Consider the following 19,114-nt stretch of genomic DNA (forward strand, 5'->3'; position numbering starts at 1 on the left):
TTTATAAATCAGATGAATTACGTTTTTCCAAAAGTACAACATTTTCAACATGATGTGTTTGTGGGAACATATCAACAGCCTGTGTTTTTGTGATTTTATAAATATCTTTCATCAAGGCTAAGTCTCTCGCCTGAGTAGCACTATTGCAACTTACATATACGATTTTGTCTGGAGCTATATTTAAAATCTGTTGTACAACATTTTTATGCATACCATCACGAGGTGGATCTGTTATAATTACGTCTGGCTGACCATTTTTGGTTATGAAATCTGTATTAAACACATTTTTCATGTCACCTACATAAAAGTCAACGTTGGTAATGTCATTTAATTGTGCATTTTCCTTTGCAGCTTTTATTGCATCTGGAACCGCTTCAACACCCACGACAAATTTTGCCTGCTTTGCAACAAATTGAGCTATGGTTCCTGTTCCTGTGTATAAATCATAAACTAATTCATCACCTTTCAATCCTGCAAAATCACGAGTAATTTTATATAATTCGTAGGCTTGATTAGAATTGGTTTGATAAAACGATTTGGCATTTATTTTAAAACGCAAGCCTTCCATTTCTTCAAAAATGTGATCATTACCTTTATAACATATCACATCCTGGTCGTAAATAGTATCATTAGCTTTGCTATTGATGATATATTGTAACGAGGTAATCTGCGGAAAGGATTCAGCAATAAAATCTAAAAGCAACACGCGTTTGTCTTTATCTTCTTTAAAAAACTGAACAACAACCATCAAATCACCAGTTGAAGACGTACGAATCATCATTGTTCGCAATAATCCAGTTTGTTGTCGCGTATTAAAAAAGTCCAAACCATGTTTAATTGAAAACTCACGAACAGCATTTCTGATGTCGTTTGAAGGGTCTTCCTGAAGCCAGCACTTATTGATGTTTAATATTTTATCCCACATTCCTGGAATATGAAAACCCAAGGCATTTCTATCGCCTAAATCTTTATCAGAATCGACTTCTTCCTGAGTAAGCCATCTGGAATCACTAAATGAAAATTCCATTTTATTTCGATAAAAATAATGTTCTGCAGACCCTAAAATAGGAGAGACTTCAGGCAATTCTAAATGACCAATGCGTACAAGATTATTTGTAACTTCTTTTTGTTTGAATTCCAGTTGGTATTTGTAGTCCATGTGTTGCCATTTGCAACCACCACAAACGCCAAAATGTTCACATTTAGGTTCAGTACGTTTATCAGATAGTGTATGAAATTTTATGGCTTTACCTTCATAATAGGCAGTTCGCTTTTTAAAGGTCTGTACATCTACAACATCACCAGGAACTGCGTTTGGAAGAAACACGACGCGACCATCTGGTGCTTTAGCAACGGTTTTTCCTTTCGCTCCAGCATCAATCACTTCAATGTGTTCAAAAATTTGTCTTTTATTATTACGTCTTGCCATAAGGCAAAAATAACAATCGCCTTAAATAAAAATGTAAGGAATTAGGATTATCTTTAAAAAACTTCAAAATAAAATGAACCTTTTTGTTTTTTGTGCGTCTTTAGGGTATGAGAGTTGTTAACAGACATAAACGAATCATCAATCAGCCTAAGGAAACGGTGTCTCAATTATTTAAAACATTAGCAACTGCTAAGGATCAGATTTGGCCATCTCAAAATTGGCCTAAAATGTATTTTACGGAAGGTTTAAAAGTTGGAAGTCAAGGTGGACACGGACAAATTCGATATACGATAATTGACTTTAAACCTGGAGAGCATATTAAATTTGAATTCACCAAACCAGAAGGGTTTAAAGGCACTCATGAATTGAATATTAAGGCATTATCTAATGACGCTTCGGAAATAAATCACATGATAAAAATGAATACCACGTTTAAAGCCAGTTTGTTATGGGTATTCATGATTCGTTGGTTGCACGATGCTCTAATTGAAGATGCTTTTGATAATGTTGAGAATCATTTTTCCGAAGAAAAGATAAAATCATCTTACAATCTTTGGGTGATAATTTTAAGGGAAGTTTATAAGCGAAAATCATTTCAAATTAAAAAGGCATAATTGAAAAACCATAGCCAGATAGATACCGAACTCATCAAAGCTTATCAGGCTGGAGATCAAAAAGCAATTGCAAAATTAGTAGAACGATGGCACTTGATATTTTGTAAAAAGGCGTATTGGATTGTTAAGGATGCTGATTTGTCTAAAGATATTGCTCAGGAATGTTGGCAAACAATTATGAATAAGGTGCAAACATTACAAAAACCATCGAGTTTTAAAAGTTGGGCGTTACGTATTGTATATTCAAAGTCATTAGATGCGTTGAGAGACATCAATAGGAAGCGGGAAAACGAAATGGAATTCGGTATTTCGAAAACATCTTCTCTAGAAGTAGATAAAGAACACATTGAAATTAAACAAGTGCTCTTAAAGGCAGTTAATACATTGCCTGAATCACAGCAAGTCGTTTTGAGATTGTTTTATACTGAAAATTATACACTTAAAGAGATTAGCGCTCTTTTGAATATATCTGTAGGAACAACAAAGTCAAGATTATTTCACGCCAGAGAAAAATTAAAATTAATTCTAAAACATAAAAATTATGAAAACTAATATGGAAGATATTGATCAATTAATTAAAGAGACCTTAACAGAAGAAGAATCTAAATTTTATGATTCACTGGAAGAACAAAATGTTTTAGGAATGATTGAAGGATTGTTTCAAGGAAAGAACAAATGGATGTTAATTTTAATGAACCTAATGACTTTAGTGTTCTTTGGTTTATTTGTTTATTGTGTCGTTAGTTTCTTTGATGCAACCGAAACCAATGAACTTATAAAATGGGGAATTGGAAGTCTTGTATTTTTGCTAGGAGTAAGTATGCTTAAGATTTTTGCCTGGATGCAAATGGATAAAAATGCCATCTTAAGAGAAATGAAGCGTTTAGAATTACAGGTATCATCATTATCAGGAAAAATTTCCGAATAAGATTTTAAAGTATTAATTTGCAAACCCTAGGGATGATTTCTTTCCCACGCTGAATTTTCGGACTCTTCGAAAGGATAAAGGTAGATAAGGAATGGTTATTTTTTAATTTAAAAACTCAATTAAAATGGCTGTTTTAGACCACATTTCATCGCAAGAAGCGATGGCACTAGAAAACAAGTATGGAGCTCAAAATTATCATCCATTACCAGTAGTACTTACTAAAGGTGAAGGTGTTTTTGTTTGGGACGTTGAAGGCAAAAAGTATTATGATTTTTTATCGGCTTATTCGTCGTTAAATCAAGGGCATTGTCACCCAAAGATTGTTAATGCAATGACAGAGCAAGCACAACGACTAACATTAACTTCTCGAGCATTTTATAACGACATGTTAGGAAAGTATGAAAAGTATGCTTCAGAATACTTTAAATTTGACAAAATGCTACCTATGAATTCGGGAGCAGAGGCTGTTGAAACGGCTTTAAAGCTTTGCCGTAAATGGGCTTACGAAGTAAAAGGAATCGATTTAAACAAAGCTGAAATTATTGTTTGTAAAAACAATTTTCATGGAAGAACAACGACCATTATTTCATTTTCTAATGATCCAGTTGCAAGAAAAAATTTCGGACCATATACTGATGGATTTATAAAGGTTGAATATGATAATTTACAAGAATTAGAAGCCGTTTTAGATAGCAATCCTAATATTGCTGGATTTATGGTAGAGCCTATTCAAGGAGAAGCCGGAGTTTTTGTGCCAAGTGAAAATTATTTAAAAGATGCTAAAGCCTTGTGTGAGAAGTATAATGTTCTTTTCATAGCTGATGAAGTTCAAACTGGAATTGCTCGTACAGGTAGATTATTAGCAAGTTGTGGTAACTGTAGTTGTCCGAATAAAGATTGTTCTGGTACTCCAGATGTAAAACCTGATGTATTGATTTTGGGCAAAGCATTAAGTGGAGGCGTGTATCCAGTTTCAGCTGTTATGGCAAATAATGAGATTATGAATGTGATTCAACCAGGAAATCACGGAAGTACTTTCGGTGGTAATCCAATAGCTGCTGCAGTGGCTATTGCTGCATTAGAAGTTGTAAAAGAAGAAGCCTTAGCTGAAAACGCATTTCAACTAGGAGAACTCTTCCGAAGTGAAATGAATAAATACATTGAAGACAGTGCAATAGTAAAATTAGTAAGGGGTAAAGGCTTGTTAAATGCTATTGTAATTAATGATGATGAAGATAGTGATACGGCATGGAACATCTGTTTAGCGTTGCGTGACAATGGCTTATTGGCCAAGCCAACACATGGTAACATTATTCGTTTTGCTCCGCCATTAGTCATGACTAAAGCGCAATTACTAGATTGTGTTTCGATTATTACTAAAACTCTTCAAGAATTTGAAAACTAGAAATAGAGACTCAATAAATTTAAAGCGACTACTAGGTCGCTTTTTTTTATGGTGCTAATTCTGTAAAAGGAAATAGGTTGATGTTTCTCAATGCCCAAAAAAGCAGAACAAGTACTAAAATAACTTTTGTTACTAATGATCTATGAAATATATCGCTGTATGTTTTATTAAAAATGGTATTTAAAACAAATAATCCAGCTTTGTAACTTAATACAGCAAACACCAAAATCAATAAATAATTGTGTCTAATGCCAGTAAGGATATTTCCATTGATAATTTGATGAATCGCTCGCTGACTTCCACAGCCTGCACAATAAATACCAGTGTACGAGTAGAGCGGACATTTAGGAAAAAAATTATATTCTGAGGGGTTTATAAAAAAGTATAGTGATAATACACCAAAGAGTATGATCACTATACCTACAATAAATATGATTTTAGTTTTAGTAGCCATTACTATTTGCAAGCGCTCCAAACATCGCAATTCCAAAAATTAAGATGTATAAAACCCAACCTAATACAGCAATTCCAATAGAGACTAATCCCCAGGTTTTCGCATTTTTAGATGCTTTTGTTGCTTCATTGTAATTTCCGTCTTCATAAAGACTATTAACTTTAGTTGCATAGATAATACTTACAATTCCTGTTGGGAGGCAACATAAAATTGTACTAATAATTGCTAATGCTAAATAACTGCTTGGTCTTTGAGGTTTGTTTTCCATTATTTTAATTGGTTAGATTTATGACTCAAAAGTAATAAAAAAAAAGCGACCAATTGGTCGCTTTTTTATTGTTGATACAATATTATAATCCTTGCATTTCTTTGATTTTTTCTTGAAGTAATTCTGGATCTTGAAGTGTTTCCCATCCAAAGTAGGAAATAACCCAAAATAAATATACAACAAAAAGAATACTTAAAACCACACCTATAATACCCATGATTTTACCAGCTTTAACATTTCCGTAGTCTGAATAGGTTTCTGGAGCTAATTTATAAACTTTTGTTGCTTTAGATGCTAAAGCAATTGCTACGATACCGCAGATTAATCCTGGTAATCCATAACAGCAACATCCTACAATTGAGAGAATACCCATTACAAGTATTAATGTTGCATTTGGTAATTTTTGTGTTTCCATAGTATAGTGTTTAAAAGTGTTTGAGATAGTAATTTATTATTATAATACTAATATTCAAAATAAATAGACCCAATATTATTTTATGCCCATTTTTTAATTGAAATTTTAAATGAATTATTAAAAATATAAAAAGTAGAATAAGCGAATATATAGCTGGATACATATAAAATGCACCTACAAAATCACCATGAATCAAAAGCGATAGCGATCGCTGAATTCCACATCCAAGACATTCAATTCCAAAAGTTTGTTTCCAGAAACATGGCAGCATGAGTTCTTCAAAAGAAGACATAATATCAAAATTTAAAATCAAAAATAATAAAACTAACAAAAGAAGAAGGTCTTCTTTACTTGTTTTTTATGACTACTTTTTTGGAAAGTGAATTATTGTCATCTAAACTTAGAACCGTTACATAAATTCCTTCACTCAGATTCTTTGTGGAAAACGTGTAGGTGTCTTGAGTATCGAGATCAACGACATTAAAGATTTGTTTTCCTGCAACATCGAAAAGTGAAACACCATTTATTGGCAAGTTGTTTGGGTTTTTAATTGTTAATTGTGAGCTAATATTGTCTTGAAAAACTATGAAGTCTGAAATTGTAACAGCTGCAGTGCCAAGTGTATCGTCATTAGTAAACGTAATTTCAAAACGTTCTGAATATTCTCCAGAGGCTAAATTTAAATCATAATTTTGCTCTTTTAAATTAACGTACAAGTTAGTTTCGATATCATGCAAGTAAATCGGTTGGTTGTCAAAATGTTGTACATCAAATATCCGAAATCTCACGGCTTGTTGTTCGGCAACATTAATCACAACTGGAATTTTTAAATCCATATCGAAATTATGAGCTTGAGCTACATAGCTCTCACCATCTAAGATCCACGATGCATCAGATTGCAAATTAGACGGACTTTTAGATTCTAAGCCATAATCGAAACCATCAGTAGCTGTATCATGGAAGTTGTGTAGCAATTGTCTTGTGTAGGTTTCATTAAAATCTACATTCAATCTAAAACGCTTGTAGTCATCTGGTATGAGTTGTAAACCGTCTTCATTATAAATAAACGCATCATAGGACACTGAATTGTTTTCAGCAGCTCTAAAAAATTCACTTTGAGCACCTTCCTTTACATAAATCCGCATCGCATTAGTTGTCCTAACTGTAGTATTGACAGCACTATTGCCTTCAACCATAAAACCTTGACCTACTGGAATATATCTATATACATTTTTTAAACTTGTACTTGAAGGTCCAATAGTGTTTATAGTTCCATCTGGATTATGGGTATTAAAAGTTGCAGGAGTAAACGTTGCTAAAGTTGCTAATTCATTTATGGTATAAGTTGCGTAACCTCCAACATAATCGGCTATGTAATGAGAATTTACACTAAGATCTTGTTCCCAAAAATAAAGTGTACCATTTATAGAATTTCTATTAATGGCATCCCAAATGTAAGCTCTAGCATCAATTGCAGAAGGATAAGGATTTCCAACTAAGGTCTGTTCGCCATTTAAAACAGCAGTTGTGATTGTGCCATTATTAGGTTTGCCTCTAAAATCATAAAGCTGATTGTTTCCAGAACCGCTCGTGCCTTTCATCGTGAATCCGTAACCAGGATCCACATCTCCCAAGTCGCCTTCGTAATCCCATTCGCTATAGACCGTTCCGGGATCATAAGTATAAATCCATCTGTTAGAAATTTGTAAGGGACTAGAAACACCATCGTAGTTTGAGAAAAAAGTGGCTGGTGTACTTGTAATGGGATTTAATGCAGGATTAGGATCTCCAATAAAATCAAACAATTGATTTGTTGCTTTGAAAGGATTATTTACACCGTTATCAAGAGGTGTAGTGCCATCAGTTTGAAAAACATTACCTACAGGAGAACACCAGTAATTGTAAGCCCAATTATGAACTGTACCATTTTGAAACACACTTAATCTTCCTAAGCCAGAATTACCTGTGTTGTTCCCTTGTAACAGTTGCGCACCATCTCTTAAATATACAAATCCGTTGTTTTCTAAATCAATATCATTGGTAACATAAATAGGTGCAATCGCAGGATCTCCATCAGTAAACCCATCGCCATCTACATAAACGTAGCTTCCATTACTAACAAATAAGTCAGCCTGAGAAAATGACGTTTGAATAAAACAGAACATAAATACTAAACAATATAACTTTTTCATGGCTTTACGATTCTTGTGATACAAAGAAATAAATGAAAATAAATGTAGGGAATACCATAAAAATAGACATTTACATTTTGATTATTTGAAGTATATAGCGTAATTTCGATAAATTGTATTTTTTACCGATAAAAAGTGAAATATGTCTAGAGTGATAAGTTATTTATTGATACTAATTGGCGCATTTGTAGCGATTTACGCTCAGGCAGGAGAAGATCAGAACCCATATATTTTAATTGGAGGAATCGTGACTTTAATGTTGGGTATTTATAGAATATCAAGAAATATTCCAAGTAAAACGAAACAAAGTGAAGAGTCACAAAATAATGAAGATTTATGAAATTTGAAGTTGGCGATAAGGTTTCAGTATTAGATGATGATATCTCAGGAATTGTCAAAGAAATTAATAATAATGTCGTCGGTATTACAACTTCTGATGGTTTTGTTTTAGAGTTTCAGTCGCATGAACTTATTAAAGACAAATCGTTTTCCAGTGATGTGTTTTCCACAGAAGGTTTTGAGGAGATTATCAAAGAAAAGGAGCAACATTCAAAAAAACGTTCGGTTAAAACAAAACCTAAAGAGCGCAATCAACCTACAATGGAAGTCGATTTACACATTCATAAGCTAACAGATTCTGAAAGGCGAATGACTAATTACGATATGTTAACACTTCAAATTGATACTGCGAAGCGACAATTAGAATTTGCCATGCGTAAACGTATCCAGAAAATAGTATTTATTCATGGTGTCGGAGAGGGCGTTTTAAAAATGGAATTAGAAACGCTTTTCAGACGTTATGACAACATTAAATACTATGATGCTGATTTGCAAAAATACGGTCTTGGTGCAACAGAGGTTTATATTTTTCAGAATGTAGCTGTTAATTAAACACAGGCATACCAGTTCTTGTATCGCTGGTAACATCTGAGTCGTCTAATGTCCCGAAATCTAAAGTTTGTTGGGTAATAGAAGGCAATGAGATATTAGTAACAGTGGCCGTTATGGTGTAAGTCATTCTAATGGTATGAGTTCTAAAGGCTGTTGCAACAACTGTGGTGCTCACTTGGTCATTTAAATAATCGGCAACTCCAGAATCAGGATCAGAAATATCATCCGTTGGGTTAAGATTGGCGTTGCTATTTTCTTCATCTCTCGTTAATACACCATCTCCATCGTCGTCAGTGTCTAAATAATCAGGAGTGCCATCGTCATCAGTATCTTTAGGATTTGTTAAAGGATCATCATCACCATCAGCATTTAAAGTGTCTAATTCTGTTTTAGTTAACACATTATCACCATCGTCATCGGCATCTAAATAATTGGGTATACCATCACTATCAGTGTCATCATCATCATAATTTCCATTACCATTTAGGTCTTCTTGCTCTGATGGAATCCCATCATTATCATCTTCAACCAAAACAGTTCTAATGTATACCTGACCACTAAGACTCACTTCATCAGTGATAATGCCAAGATTTGAAGGCGGAATATCATTACAAAACAATAGGTTGTCAGCAGGTAAGTTGGTATAGCTTCGATAGTTAAATACATTTGTACTTCCTAAAGGTAAAGTGTTTTCATATAGATTGTCTTCGCCAACTTCTAAAATGTCTTCAATAGTTAAAGCAGCAAACTTAATTGATAAAGATTCCGAAGTGCTTCCATTCGTTTTATAAAAAACCAAAGTACCACACTGACTAAAAGTATCTTCAAAATCGAAAGTGACTTCAAAGATATTACCATCATCACAGGTTGTCAATAAAAATCCGAAGCAAAGGATGTACAGAAATTTTCGCATGCTATAATTCATTTAAAACAAAAATAGAGATTTGTAGAGTTTTAACGATAGGATTAACAAATAATTTTGAATGGTTTCAAAACGTTTTATTTACCATAAGAATATTGCATCTTTGCATAATTATTTTACTTGTTTATGACGACTGTTTATTTTGATAATGCCGCAACAACTCAACTACGTAATGAGGTTATTGATTGTATGACTGAATGCATGAAAAATAATTTTGGAAACCCTTCTTCTACACATAGTTATGGAAGGCAATCTAAATCAATTATTGAAACATGTAGAAAGTCAATCGCATCGTATTTTAAGGTGTCTGCTTCTGAAATTGTATTCACATCTGGTGGTACAGAAGCCGATAATTTGATACTGAGAAGTGCCGTAAGAGATTTAGGAGTATCTGAAATTATCACATCTAAAATTGAGCATCATGCTATTTTACATACGGTTGAGGCGCTTAAAAAAGAATACAATATTAATGTGAAATTTGTTGATTTAAAGCCCGATGGTCACATTGATTATACGCATTTGGAAATGTTATTGCAATCTGAAGCTAAACAATTGGTGAGTTTGATGCACATCAATAATGAAATTGGAAACAAATTAGACATCGCATTAGTTGCTGATTTGTGTAAAAGTAGCAAGGCCTTGTTTCATAGTGATACTGTCCAGTCTGTTGGACATTACCAATTGGATTTGGAACAAATGCCGTTGGATTTTTTAGCTGCAAGTGCACATAAGTTTCATGGACCAAAAGGTGTAGGTTTTGCTTTTATCAGAAAGCATTCTGGGATTAAAGGTTCCATTTTTGGAGGCGAGCAGGAGCGAGGTTATCGTGCAGGAACAGAAGCTATCCATAATATTGTTGGTTTAACTGAAGCTTTAAAATGCTCATATAATAATCTTGAAACTGAACGTCAGTACATCTCAGAGATAAAAACCTATTTTATTGAACAATTACGTGATGTTTTTCCTGAAGTTACGTTTAACGGAAGTTGTCAGGATTCTGAAAGTAGCACATATACACTTATTAACGTCTGTTTGCCAATTGCTACTGAAAAAGCATCGTTATTGCAGTTTCAGCTCGATTTAAAAGGGATTGCTTGCTCTAAAGGGAGTGCTTGCCAGAGTGGAAGTTCGCAAAATTCTCATGTATTAAGTGAAATTTTAGACGAAGACCATCTCAAACGACCATCAGTCCGTTTTTCATTTAGCATTTTCAATACGAAAGCTGATGTTGATTATGTGATTGAAGTTTTAAAGGAATTTGTTTAAAACCTCGTACTCAAACGTACATTAAACACACGAGGTGTTAAATAGTTTGGAATAGCAAACTGTCGCTTACTGTATACATCACGAACCCAAGTATTGGTAATGGAGTTTTGGGCATTGAAAATATTGAAAATTTCAAAGCCAACAGACAATTCTTTAAAACGCTGTTTCCACTTTGTTGTATATTCTTTGTTAGGATCCACCAAAAGATATGAAATACCAACATCAGCACGTTTGTAATCTGGTAAGCGATTTTGAAACTGATACGGATTGGCATAACTAGGCGAACCGCCAGGAACACCAGTATTGTAAACCAAGTTTAAATACATTTTTAAATCTGGAAGCACTTTCATATAATCCTGAAATAAGGCACCAAATTTTAAACGTTGATCGGTAGGTCTTGCAATATTTCCTTGATTATCGATATTTTCTTCTGTTTTTAAAAACCCGAAACTAAACCAACTTTCTGTTCCAGGGATAAACTCACCATTTAAGCGCATATCAAGTCCGTAAGCATAAGCCGTGGCATTATTTCGCGCTCTGTAACGGATTCTAACGTTTTCCAAAGTATAAGGATTAACATCAGTAAGATTTTTGTAATACGCTTCAGTAACCAGCTTAAAAGGGCGTTCCCATATTTCAAAACTATATTCATTACCTAAAACAAAATGAATAGATTTCTGAGCTTTAACGTCTGGTTGTACAATACCTGAAGAATCTCTTAATTCACGATAAAAAGGTGGTTGATAATACAATCCTCCAGCAACTCTAAAGAGCATATCTTTTTCCCAGTCTGGTTTGATGGCGAATTGTGCTCTCGGACTGAAAACAGTTTGTGTAGAGCTGGTTACACCATCTTGATTTGGAACTTTGCTATTTACAGTCCAGTTGTGAACTCTAACACCTGCATTGTAAAATACTTCATTGTTCCCAAGCATTGAGCGTTTGCTCCATTGTGCATACGCTTGCAATCTGTCAATTTGTACTTCGTTAGTTGCCCGAACATTTTGAAACGCAACTAAAGGACCTTCAAAAGGTTCGTAAGGTTGTTCATTTAGCACATCGAAAATTGGAGGACGTACTGAAAAACCAGCACTATCAATTACTTCCCATTCTACCAAACGATCTCTGATGTCTTCATGCGTGTATTTAAGTGACCACTCGAACGTACTTTCTTCGTCCAGTTTGTAATCACCTTTATGTTCAATATTAAAGATTAAGGCATCTAAATCATTTCTGGCATGTGTTAATTGAGAGCCTATACCTTCACTAAATTCAACTTCTCCTAAGTTTTCATCGCCAATATTACTATTTACTTCTCCAAGTCTGTATTGCGCTAAAATATCAAAATATTCTTCTTCAGTAGTGTGATAAGCTGAAGCTATTAATTTTAAGGTAAGGTCTTCAGAAGGAAAATAATTAGCTTTAAAAGCTCCGAAAGACGTTAAGTACTGATCTTTTTCCTGACCTTCATAAAACACTAATAAAGCTACAGGCTCGTCTAGAGTACCAAAATTGGTTTGTCTGTTTTGAGGTTGAAAATTGTATTTGTTAAGTGAGATATTTCCGAGGAAATTTAAATGAAATTTATCCGAAAACTTATAGGTTAAATACGTTTGTGCATCAGCAAATACTGGAACGACATTGGTTTCCGTTTCCAAAGAATTTATAAACAAACTATTATCTCTGTAACGTAAACCCATAATACCTGAAAACTTAGAATCTTTGCTAACGTGTTCTGCGGCAAGACTTCCGCCTAAAAGACTGGCTTCAGCGCTAATACCAAATTTAATAGGTGTACGATAGGTAATATCTAAAACTGAAGATAATTTATCGCCATACTTGGCCTGAAATCCACCAGCCGAAAAATCAACATTTTGAACCAGATCAGTATTGACAAAACTTAAGCCTTCCTGTTGTCCTGAGCGAATTAAAAACGGACGGTAAATTTCAATTTCATTGACATATACAAGGTTTTCATCAAAGTTTCCACCGCGTACAGAATATTGCGTACTCAATTCGTTTGAAATATTGACACCAGGTAAGGTCTTTAAAATATTTTCAACTCCAGGTTGTGCACCTTTAATCGTTCTTAATACCGCAGGAGGAACAGAGACAATCCCTTCAACAGACTGCTTAGTATTGCTATTGATAATAATTTCGGTGATCTGTTCTATTTCAATTTTCATCACTGGATTAAACTCAATTTCTTCACCGTTTTTTAAGTTAAAGGTGACTTCAACTTTTTTGTGAGACAAGTGGGTGAAAACGACCGTTACATCAGTATTTGCAGGAATTTTAAGCTCATAAAATCCGTTTTCATTTGTCGTTGTTCCTGTGTCACCAGCTTTAATATTTACATTATAAATGGGTAGTTGCTGATCGTCAAGAATAACACCTTTAATGGTTGCATTTTGTGTAATACCAATGAATGGCAGGCTTAGTAAGAGTAATAGGAGTAAACTTTTTATTTTCAAAAGACTTCTTTTTATTTTCTAAAAAATGTTGCTTCAAATGTAGAACTATTTCCAATATTATCGATAACAATTACTTTCAAATTATTTTCAGTATCAGAAATTACAGCATCTTCAAAATTGTAAGTTAACGTATCTTTTTTGTAATCATACTCCATTAAAATCCATTTTCCGTTAATGGTAGCTCTGTAATTACTAATTCCTGAAAGATCATCTTCAATTTTAATTTTAATGTTTTCAGACTTACTTAGCCATTTGCCATCTTGAAAATTTAAAGGCTTAATTGTTGGGCTAATAGAGTCTATTGCCAAAGTAAAGGTTCCTAAAGATTTCGTTCTTGCGGTTAAATAATCACCTTGTCTAGTCGTGCTTACATAATATGGCTTTTTGTAATAACCATAAAGCTTTGCAATGAAGAGTTTACTTTTATCTTCTTCGGAATAGTTTTCAATGTTGTAAGTAATCGTACAATTTTTCATTAGCGGAACAACATCTTTGTGCAATGTTAAAGTATCACTGCTAACGGCAAAATCGATATGAAAATTGTCATAAAAGGTGTTCTTTGGAAAGAATACAGAAATATTCTTGTCCTCTAACCTCAGTGATTCATTGGCTTGAACATAGTAAGCTGGCTGCACGTCGTAGCCTTCAAGTCGTTCTTTAGCTTTTTTACCTTTAATAGGAATATTTACCCAAGTTTCATTGCCTTTAAAATCTTGAATGCGAATTTTATATACTGATGACGTGCTGTCTTCTACACGAATATAGCCATTGTCGGAAACATCTTTCAGCATGCTTAATGTGTTTCCGGGTTGGACAAATAGTTTTTGTACACGTGATTTTTCAGTTTTAAAAATTTCAAAATCGATATAACGGTTGAGATGTTTAGTTTCATCAAAGCTGAAACGTTTAAAATCCATTTCAAAATTTTTGTTTCCATTGAAAAAGGTTTGAATGTTATTGACGCCATTTTTATTATAAGCCAAGTCTTGCTGGTCGTAGCTTACAACTCCAAATCCAATTTCGCCAAAAGCTTCAATAGGCTCAACATTATAATCGCCATTTTTAAGAGGAATAAGGCGTAACTCTTTTTTGACTTTGATATCGTTTACATGAGATTTTCGATCTTTAGGATAGGCATAAATAGCAGAAACGATAGGACGTTTAGTGTCTTTAATATCAATTCCGAAGAGCATGGGATTGATTGGTCGTTCTGCATTATCTCTGATTTCAAAATGTAAATGTGGACCACCAGAACTTCCTGAATTTCCAGAAAACGCTACGATTTCATCGGTTGTGATTGGTAATTCTTCAGGAGAAGGGAAAACTTCAATTTCGTAAGATTCTTTTTCGTATTGCTTAGATTTAATATACTTCTCGATGGTAGGTGAAAATTTTTCTAAGTGCGCATATACTGATACATAGCCATTAGGATGTGTTATGTAAAGCGCTTTACCATATCCAAAGTGTGAAATTTTAATGCGACTCACATAGCCTTCAGCAACAGCATACACATGTAATCCAGTGCGTTGTTGCGTTTTAATGTCTAATCCAGAGTGAAAATGATTGGAACGTAATTCGGCGAAAGTTCCAGATAATACTAAGGTAACATCTAATGGGTTTCTAAAATAGTCCTGAGGATAAGGCAATTGGGAAAAGCCAAATTGTGTGATGAATAAGAGTAGATAAAGATATTTCATGTGTGCTCTGAAGAATATTAGAATTCTATAACGTAAAATTATTGAATTATTTTAAATATAGAAAATATTCTACAAATAGATTTTGGATTATGGTTGTAATTAGTTTCAAAAATAATAAAGTTATCATTTAAAAGAGCAATTCCTTTAAAATTAAATTGTTCGCTAAGTCACTGTATCACTGATGTTAAGATATATATTCAAAATTTATTATAAAACTATTGCTATTTTTCATTTGGTATGTTAACTTTGTTACATCAGTATTGAATTTTGTAAATGAGTAAAATTGAAGATATTGTAGATTCGTTAGAGAACAAAATTAGCAAGGTTTTGCATAAATTAGAAGTATTAAAGCAGACCAATGCTAAAATCTCAGAAGAATTAGCAATTCAACAGAAAAAAAATATGAGTCAACAGGAAGAAATTAGTTCTTGGGCTGATAAATATGAAGCACTCAAAATGGCAAATTCATTGCTGGGCAGTGACGAGAATAATAGAGAAACTAAGCTTAAAATAAACTCATTAATTCGAGATATTGATCATTGTATCGCGCAATTATCTGAATAATGTTAATAAAATTTAATGGCAGAACAGCTTAAAATAAAGCTATCTATAGCAAACAGAGTCTATCCTTTAACGATTGCACCAAGTCAGGAGGAAGGATTGCGAAAAGCAGCTAAAAAGATTGAAGCCATGATAAGCCAGTTTGAACAAAATTACTCTGTTCGTGATAAGCAAGATGTATTAGCCATGTGTGCGTTACAATTTGCTTCTCAGGTTGAACAGAAAACAATAGATAAAGCCGAAGTGAGTGAAGAAGTTGAGACAAAGTTAAATGCTTTAAATCAACTGTTACACGAACATTTAAGTGCTTAACGTTCTTTTAAATACAACATTAGGTTACTGCCTACATTAGTTATTTTATTTTTGATAAACTCAACGTTAATTCTTTAAAAAGGGTGAGTTTAAACTGTAAAATCGAGCTGCTAGTACTAAACTTGTTTTAGTATTCAGGCAGATTTTTGATCAGTTTGTTAGCCCTAAACTTGTTTTTAAGGAGTTTATACAAAATCTGAAACTGATGTAGGCTTTTTTTTTAACTCAACTCATATTAAAACTGAGATGAGTGACTCCCAGGTATATTGGGAAATTTTGATGACATCAAATACATTTTAAAACTAACTAAAACATGGATACGAACACAATTTTAATGATTGTTGGAGGCGTAGTATTAGGAATAATACTCGGATATATTATTGCAAAATCTCTTGAAAAGAGCAATGCATCTAAACTTATTAAAGATGCTAAGAATGAAGCTGATTCTATTTTAAAGCAAGCTAAAAATGAAGGAGAATCTATAAAGAAAGATAAAATACTTCAGGCTAAAGAAAAGTTTATAGAGCTTAAGTCGGAACATGAAAAGGTCATTTTATCACGAGATAAAAAAATGGCTGAAGCTGAAAAGCGAACCAGAGATAAAGAATCTCAGGTGTCTAGCGAATTAGCCAAAGCAAAAAAATCAAATCAGAGTCTTGAAGATAAAATCAAAGACTACGATTTTAGACTTGAGTTTTTAGAAAAGAAAAAAGACGAGGTTGAAAAGGCACATAAAAGCCAGATTAAGCAACTGGAAGTGATTTCTGGTCTGTCTGCTGAAGATGCGAAAGCACAATTGGTAGAATCGCTAAAAAGCGAAGCTAAAACTGATGCGATGAGTTATTTACAAGATACACTCGAAGAAGCTAAGCTGACAGCTCAACAAGAAGCTAAGAAAATCATTATCAACTCAATTCAACGTATCGGAACAGAAGAAGCGATTGATAACTGTGTGTCCGTTTTTAATATTGAATCTGATGATGTTAAAGGTCGAATCATTGGTAGAGAAGGTCGAAACATTAGAGCGATTGAAGCTGCAACAGGCGTAGAAATCATTGTTGATGATACACCTGAAGCCATTATTTTATCTTGTTTTGATTCTGTACGACGTGAGATTGCACGTTTGTCATTACATAAGTTAGTGACTGATGGAAGAATTCATCCTGCCAGAATTGAAGAGATTGTTAAAAAAACTGAGAAGCAAATTGAACAGGAAATCATTGAAGTCGGAAAACGAACGGTTATTGATTTAGGAATTCACGGCTTACATCCAGAACTTATAAAACTTGTTGGTCGAATGAAATATCGTTCGTCTTACGGACAAAATTTACTGCAACACTCACGTGAAGTAGCTAAACTATGTGGTGTTATGGCTGCGGAATTAGGTTTAAATCCTAAGTTAGCTAAGCGAGCTGGTTTACTACACGATATTGGTAAAGTACCATCTTCTGAAGCAGATATGGAAACACCACACGCTATCTTAGGGATGCAATGGGCTGAAAAGCACGGTGAAAAACCTGAAGTGTGCAATGCAATTGGTGCGCATCACGATGAAATTGAAATGACGACTTTGCTATCGCCAATTGTTCAGGTTTGTGATGCAATTTCAGGAGCAAGACCAGGAGCAAGACGTCAAGTTCTTGATTCTTACATTCAACGTTTAAAAGATTTAGAGGATGTAGCCTTCGGATTTACTGGAGTTAATAAAGCTTATGCGATTCAAGCTGGTAGAGAGTTACGAGTTATGGTAGAAAGCGAAAAAGTAACCGATGAACAAGCTGCGAACTTATCATTTGAAATCTCTCAAAAAATTCAGACAGATATGACATATCCTGGACAAGTAAAAGTGACTGTAATTAGAGAAACCAGAGCAGTAAATATTGCTAAATAGGAATCTTAAAACTTATATGTAATAAAGCATTCTAATTTTTTTAGGATGCTTTTTTATTTTCTGGGATGATGTTTCAATAAGATGTTTTTTAAATGTGAACGATCCACATGCATGTAAATTTCAGTAGTTGTAATACTTTCATGACCAAGCATTAGCTGAATAGCTCTTAAATCGGCTCCATTTTCTAATAGATGCGTCGCAAACGAGTGTCTTAATGTATGAGGAGAAATCACCTTATTGAGATTGATTGCTTTTGCTAAATCTTTTATGATAGTAAAAATCATGGCTCTGGTTAGTTTGGAGCCTCGATGATTTAAAAACAACGTGTCTTTATCATCTGGACTGACATCAATTTTAGTTCGTTCTTGTTGCCAGATGTTGATATACTTTTGGGTATTTAAACCGATAGGTACAAATCGCTGTTTATCTCCTTTTCCAGTGACTTTTATAAAGCCTTCTGCAAAGAAAAGATCAGATAGTTTTAAGTTGATAAGTTCACTAACTCTTAAGCCACAACTATATAAGGTTTCCAAAATAGCACGATTGCGTTCACCTATATAAATATTGTTATAGCTTTTAGTTAGGTCTATGGCACTAATGAGCGAGTCAATGTCTTCAATACTCAATGTATCGGGTAACTTTCTTCCAGTTTTGGGAGACTCAATATGATCTAAAGGATTAGTTTTCCTATAATCTTCAAAGACCAAATAAGAAAAGAAACTTCGCAAGCCAGATATTAATCGTGATTGAGATCTTGCATTGAGATCTTTTGAGACATCATATATGAAAGATAGCACAATACTTTTATCTATTTTAGTCGGTGAACTATTAATGTTATGCTGTTCTAAATAGAGTATTAGTTTTTGAACATCACGTACATAACTTTCTATTGAGTTTTGAGATAAGCCACGCTCTATTTGAAGGTAATGTTGGTAATCTTTTATCGCATTTAACCATTTCATAGCGTTTTTTCTCTAAAAATTAGGTTTAATAAAGGTAAAAATAGGTGTTTTAAGATGAAATTAGTACGTCATTTGACGTATTTTTTATATTATTTGTTAATAACATTTAATTTAAAATACTGATAATCAATTATTTGCTTAAATTTGTTTACAATATTGTTAATAAGTCGCTAAATATTGTTTATTATTTCAAAAAAAAGTATTTAGTTTGTACTAATCAATTTTAAAAACTTATAAATTATGAAAAAATTAATGTTATTAGCTGCTGTTGCAGTTTTTAGTTTATCAAATGTAAATGCTCAAGAATTAAGAGCAGGTTTAAATGGAGGTTTACCAATTGGTGATTTCTCTGAGTTTTACTCATTTAGCTTTGGTCTTGATGTAAACTACTTATGGGAAGTATCTGACGATTTTAGTGCAGGTATTGCTACAG

20 protein-coding genes, 1 other RNA gene and 1 pseudogene are annotated in these 19,114 nt (G+C 33.5%); 12 read left to right on the top strand and 10 right to left on the bottom strand.

Going from position 1 to position 19,114, the window contains the following annotated elements; genetic code table 11:
* Position 1: 1 nt before the first annotated feature.
* Complete coding sequence (gene rlmD / locus TD18_RS07125) at positions 2–1,429, bottom strand: 23S rRNA (uracil(1939)-C(5))-methyltransferase RlmD (RefSeq protein ID WP_040250516.1); 1,428 nt, start codon at positions 1,427–1,429, stop codon at positions 2–4.
* Positions 1,430–1,536: 107 nt separating this feature from the next.
* Between rlmD and TD18_RS07130 the strand changes: the two genes are divergently transcribed.
* From TD18_RS07130 to rocD, 4 genes are all read left to right on the top strand, one after another.
* On the top strand, positions 1,537–2,043 hold the full coding sequence (locus TD18_RS07130) for a hypothetical protein (protein ID WP_040250518.1): 507 nt from the start codon (positions 1,537–1,539) through the stop codon (positions 2,041–2,043).
* Positions 2,044–2,595 carry an RNA polymerase sigma factor gene (locus TD18_RS07135; RefSeq protein WP_040250520.1) on the top strand — a complete coding sequence of 184 codons (552 nt, stop codon included), beginning with the start codon at positions 2,044–2,046 and terminating at the stop codon, positions 2,593–2,595.
* Positions 2,585–2,971: a DUF6768 family protein gene (locus TD18_RS07140; protein ID WP_040250522.1), complete on the top strand. Its 387-nt coding sequence runs from the start codon at positions 2,585–2,587 to the stop codon at positions 2,969–2,971. Before TD18_RS07135 ends, TD18_RS07140 begins: the two co-directional genes overlap by 11 nt.
* A 124-nt stretch (positions 2,972–3,095) precedes the next feature.
* Entirely contained in the window at positions 3,096–4,376 is a 1,281-nt protein-coding gene (rocD, locus tag TD18_RS07145; protein WP_040250524.1) for an ornithine--oxo-acid transaminase, read from the top strand.
* Between the two features lie 46 nt (positions 4,377–4,422).
* Here the strand turns inward: rocD and TD18_RS07150 are convergent, their stop codons facing one another.
* The 5 genes from TD18_RS07150 to TD18_RS07170 form a co-directional block, all read right to left on the bottom strand.
* The gene (locus TD18_RS07150) at positions 4,423–4,830 is read right to left on the bottom strand and encodes a DUF2752 domain-containing protein (protein WP_040250526.1); all 408 of its coding nucleotides are present in this window, start codon (positions 4,828–4,830) and stop codon (positions 4,423–4,425) included.
* Entirely contained in the window at positions 4,820–5,098 is a 279-nt protein-coding gene (locus TD18_RS07155; protein ID WP_040250527.1) for a CD225/dispanin family protein, read from the bottom strand. Before TD18_RS07155 ends, TD18_RS07150 begins: the two co-directional genes overlap by 11 nt.
* An 82-nt stretch (positions 5,099–5,180) precedes the next feature.
* Positions 5,181–5,513 carry a CCC motif membrane protein gene (locus TD18_RS07160; RefSeq protein ID WP_040250530.1) on the bottom strand — a complete coding sequence of 111 codons (333 nt, stop codon included), beginning with the start codon at positions 5,511–5,513 and terminating at the stop codon, positions 5,181–5,183.
* A 10-nt stretch (positions 5,514–5,523) separates the two neighbouring features.
* Positions 5,524–5,805 (bottom strand): DUF2752 domain-containing protein, encoded by a 282-nt coding sequence (locus TD18_RS07165; RefSeq protein ID WP_040250533.1) that lies wholly within the window; start codon positions 5,803–5,805, stop codon positions 5,524–5,526.
* Between the two features lie 55 nt (positions 5,806–5,860).
* Positions 5,861–7,705, bottom strand: a complete 1,845-nt coding sequence (locus TD18_RS07170; protein WP_040250535.1) for a T9SS type A sorting domain-containing protein — start codon at positions 7,703–7,705, stop codon at positions 5,861–5,863.
* A gap of 142 nt (positions 7,706–7,847) precedes the next feature.
* Between TD18_RS07170 and TD18_RS07175 the strand changes: the two genes are divergently transcribed.
* Together TD18_RS07175 and TD18_RS07180 are read left to right on the top strand one after the other, a co-directional pair.
* The gene (locus TD18_RS07175; RefSeq protein WP_040250538.1) at positions 7,848–8,045 is read left to right on the top strand and encodes a hypothetical protein; all 198 of its coding nucleotides are present in this window, start codon (positions 7,848–7,850) and stop codon (positions 8,043–8,045) included.
* On the top strand, positions 8,042–8,596 hold the full coding sequence (locus TD18_RS07180; RefSeq protein WP_040250540.1) for a Smr/MutS family protein: 555 nt from the start codon (positions 8,042–8,044) through the stop codon (positions 8,594–8,596). The genes TD18_RS07175 and TD18_RS07180 overlap by 4 nt, the downstream gene beginning before the upstream one ends.
* Here the strand turns inward: TD18_RS07180 and TD18_RS07185 are convergent.
* Positions 8,589–9,509 (bottom strand): hypothetical protein, encoded by a 921-nt coding sequence (locus tag TD18_RS07185; protein ID WP_040250543.1) that lies wholly within the window; start codon positions 9,507–9,509, stop codon positions 8,589–8,591. The genes TD18_RS07180 and TD18_RS07185 overlap by 8 nt on opposite strands.
* 135 nt (positions 9,510–9,644) lie before the next feature.
* Between TD18_RS07185 and TD18_RS07190 the strand changes: the two genes are divergently transcribed.
* Positions 9,645–10,784, top strand: coding sequence for a cysteine desulfurase family protein (locus TD18_RS07190; RefSeq protein ID WP_040250546.1), 1,140 nt, complete (start codon positions 9,645–9,647; stop codon positions 10,782–10,784).
* Here TD18_RS07190 and TD18_RS07195 read toward each other — a convergent pair.
* Together TD18_RS07195 and TD18_RS07200 are read right to left on the bottom strand one after the other, a co-directional pair.
* Positions 10,781–13,258 (bottom strand): TonB-dependent receptor, encoded by a 2,478-nt coding sequence (locus TD18_RS07195; protein WP_040250549.1) that lies wholly within the window; start codon positions 13,256–13,258, stop codon positions 10,781–10,783. The genes TD18_RS07190 and TD18_RS07195 overlap by 4 nt on opposite strands.
* 11 nt (positions 13,259–13,269) lie before the next feature.
* Positions 13,270–14,955 carry a M23 family metallopeptidase gene (locus TD18_RS07200; protein ID WP_040250552.1) on the bottom strand — a complete coding sequence of 562 codons (1,686 nt, stop codon included), beginning with the start codon at positions 14,953–14,955 and terminating at the stop codon, positions 13,270–13,272.
* Between the two features lie 273 nt (positions 14,956–15,228).
* Between TD18_RS07200 and TD18_RS07205 the strand changes: the two genes are divergently transcribed.
* The 4 genes from TD18_RS07205 (at position 15,229) to rny (ending at position 17,719) form a co-directional block, all read left to right on the top strand.
* The gene (locus TD18_RS07205; RefSeq protein ID WP_040250554.1) at positions 15,229–15,519 is read left to right on the top strand and encodes a hypothetical protein; all 291 of its coding nucleotides are present in this window, start codon (positions 15,229–15,231) and stop codon (positions 15,517–15,519) included.
* A gap of 15 nt (positions 15,520–15,534) precedes the next feature.
* A complete protein-coding gene (locus TD18_RS07210; RefSeq protein WP_040250558.1) occupies positions 15,535–15,828 on the top strand; it encodes a cell division protein ZapA in 294 nt (97 codons plus the stop codon).
* 58 nt (positions 15,829–15,886) lie between these two features.
* Positions 15,887–16,015: non-coding RNA, 6S RNA (gene ssrS, locus TD18_RS16985), on the top strand.
* 126 nt (positions 16,016–16,141) lie between these two features.
* Positions 16,142–17,719: a ribonuclease Y gene (gene rny / locus TD18_RS07215; protein ID WP_040250561.1), complete on the top strand. Its 1,578-nt coding sequence runs from the start codon at positions 16,142–16,144 to the stop codon at positions 17,717–17,719.
* Between the two features lie 53 nt (positions 17,720–17,772).
* Here the strand turns inward: rny and xerA are convergent, their stop codons facing one another.
* Positions 17,773–18,681: a site-specific tyrosine recombinase/integron integrase gene (gene xerA / locus TD18_RS07220; protein ID WP_040250563.1), complete on the bottom strand. Its 909-nt coding sequence runs from the start codon at positions 18,679–18,681 to the stop codon at positions 17,773–17,775.
* 240 nt (positions 18,682–18,921) lie between these two features.
* On the opposite strand from xerA, the pseudogene TD18_RS07225 reads away from it, so the two are divergent.
* Positions 18,922–19,114 (top strand): annotated as a pseudogene (locus TD18_RS07225) (hypothetical protein); the annotation flags it as partial.

The sequence above is a fragment of the Psychroserpens mesophilus genome (genome assembly GCF_000826645.1).
GTDB lineage: Bacteria > Bacteroidota > Bacteroidia > Flavobacteriales > Flavobacteriaceae > Psychroserpens > Psychroserpens mesophilus.